Source organism: bacterium, from assembly GCA_040753555.1.
GTDB lineage: Bacteria > UBA9089 > UBA9088 > UBA9088 > UBA9088 > JBFLYE01.
Genome location: JBFMDZ010000323.1, coordinates 1 through 1,649 on the forward strand (window position 1 = coordinate 1; position 1,649 = coordinate 1,649).

At 34.5% G+C, this 1,649-nt stretch carries 3 protein-coding genes; all 3 read right to left on the reverse strand.

What is annotated here, in order from left to right:
- Window positions 1-284: 284 nt before the first annotated feature.
- Genes AB1630_13055 through AB1630_13065 form a run of 3 tightly spaced genes read right to left on the reverse strand, consistent with a single transcriptional unit; the run spans window position 285 to window position 1,459 of the window.
- Window positions 285-506, reverse strand: coding sequence for a sulfurtransferase TusA family protein (locus AB1630_13055; protein MEW6104714.1), 222 nt, complete (start codon window positions 504-506; stop codon window positions 285-287).
- A gap of 51 nt (window positions 507-557) precedes the next feature.
- Window positions 558-974: a clan AA aspartic protease gene (locus AB1630_13060; GenBank protein ID MEW6104715.1), complete on the reverse strand. Its 417-nt coding sequence runs from the start codon at window positions 972-974 to the stop codon at window positions 558-560.
- A 44-nt stretch (window positions 975-1,018) separates the two neighbouring features.
- Window positions 1,019-1,459 carry a response regulator gene (locus AB1630_13065; protein MEW6104716.1) on the reverse strand — a complete coding sequence of 147 codons (441 nt, stop codon included), beginning with the start codon at window positions 1,457-1,459 and terminating at the stop codon, window positions 1,019-1,021.
- Window positions 1,460-1,649 lie beyond the last annotated feature (190 nt).

Here is a 1,649-nt window from a genome sequence, read left to right on the forward strand (position 1 = left end):
TGATATTGGACATTGGAAATTGGACATTTTTTTGACATTTGAACTTGGGATTTGGGATTTATTATAGAATGGATGAATTTTAAAACAGCCAAACATATAAAATACGATATACTGAATAGTTACCATTTTTTTTATATACTTTCTCCCGATGGTCAATCCAATTCAAATAGACTATTCCTTCCTTTTCACAAGGGGTAAATATAAAACGGTATTTTTTAGCTATTCTGGTTGATTTGTTACCCTGTAATTCACCAGAAAGCCAACCACCAACATACAATTATTAGCTAAAATTGTATTTGTATCCTCAAAACCCTTCCCTCTTCCCTTACCGAAAGGACTACCTTATTCATCCTTTCACACCATGCCCTTACACCCTTTTCAAAAGTAGGGCAATCTCCCAATACCTCTAAAATATCCCCCTTATTCATATCAGGAGACTTAACTGCAATCTTCATTACAGGGTGGGGACATCTAAGCCCCCTTGTATCCAATACCTCAACTGTCATAATTTAATTTTTTGAGTTTTGAATTTGTTTTAAGATTTCGGATTTTTTCTTTCATAGCCAATTATTATTTTTCAAGCTAAACACATACTTCTTTACAATGGATGTTCCAATGTTTGGGCTGCTCGGATTTACTTCTAATGCCCTTGTCTTGGGTATTATAATTAAATCCATATCTTCCATTGGTATTGCTCCAAGCAAAACTTGATCTCCCATAACCAATGCACCTGCAAAACCCACACGATTTTTGAAATGCAGCTCAATTGGACCAACATAAGAAACAAGTTTTTGCGTTCCATCAGCCAATGTTACCTCTCTCTTATCTATTTCTTCTAATTCCAATTGAATTTGAATATGCGAAGGAATGCACAAATGTAGAGCACCTGAATCTGCCAGGCAACTAACTTCTGCTGGTTGTAATTCCTGCCTTCTTGGATTCTTCAAAATTAGTTTTTCATTAACTAAACCCATACACCCTTTTTTCTAACCATTGGACTCTCTGACTCTTTAGGCTTTTACTTTGGTATTTTTGAGACAAGTGTCCAATAGATATCAAATTGCTCAATTACCTTTACAAATTGCTCAAAGTCCATTGGCTTTGTTACATAAGACACAGCCCCATTTGCATAGCTTTTTACAATATCTTCTTCCCTGTCTGACACTGTAAGCATAATAACAGGAATGCACTTTGTTTGTGGATTTTGCTTTAGCCTCTCAAGGGTGGTAAAGCCATCCATTATCGGCATATTTATATCAAGAAAGATAAGCCCTGGCTTTGGAGAGGTTTCTAAAGAAGAATATGCTCCTTTATGAAAGAGAAAATCTAATGCCTCCTCTCCATTATGAACAATGTATAATGGATTTGTAAGCTTAAGCCTCTTAAAAACCTTCTTGATTATTACAATATCGTCATCATTATCCTCTACCAAGAGGATATTTATTGGTGTTGTATCCATATTTGTTCCTCCTATCATTCCCATATTTTAAATATAACATATTTATTATCTTTTTGTCAAATTTCTGAATTAAGCACGAAATCCGAAGCACGAAGCACGAAACAATATCTAAATTCAAAATTCTAAACATTTTTACTGCGATTTCCTCATTATAGAGGAACGTATTACTTGTTTTCCATCCTCTATATTA

Bases quoted from the DNA above. Each gene is read 5' to 3' on its own strand.
- AB1630_13055 (MEW6104714.1), bottom strand. From the start codon at position 506: ATGACAGTTGAGGTATTGGATACAAGGGGGCTTAGATGTCCCCACCCT.
- AB1630_13060 (MEW6104715.1), bottom strand. From the start codon at position 974: ATGGGTTTAGTTAATGAAAAACTAATTTTGAAGAATCCAAGAAGGCAG.
- AB1630_13065 (MEW6104716.1), bottom strand. From the start codon at position 1,459: ATGGATACAACACCAATAAATATCCTCTTGGTAGAGGATAATGATGAC.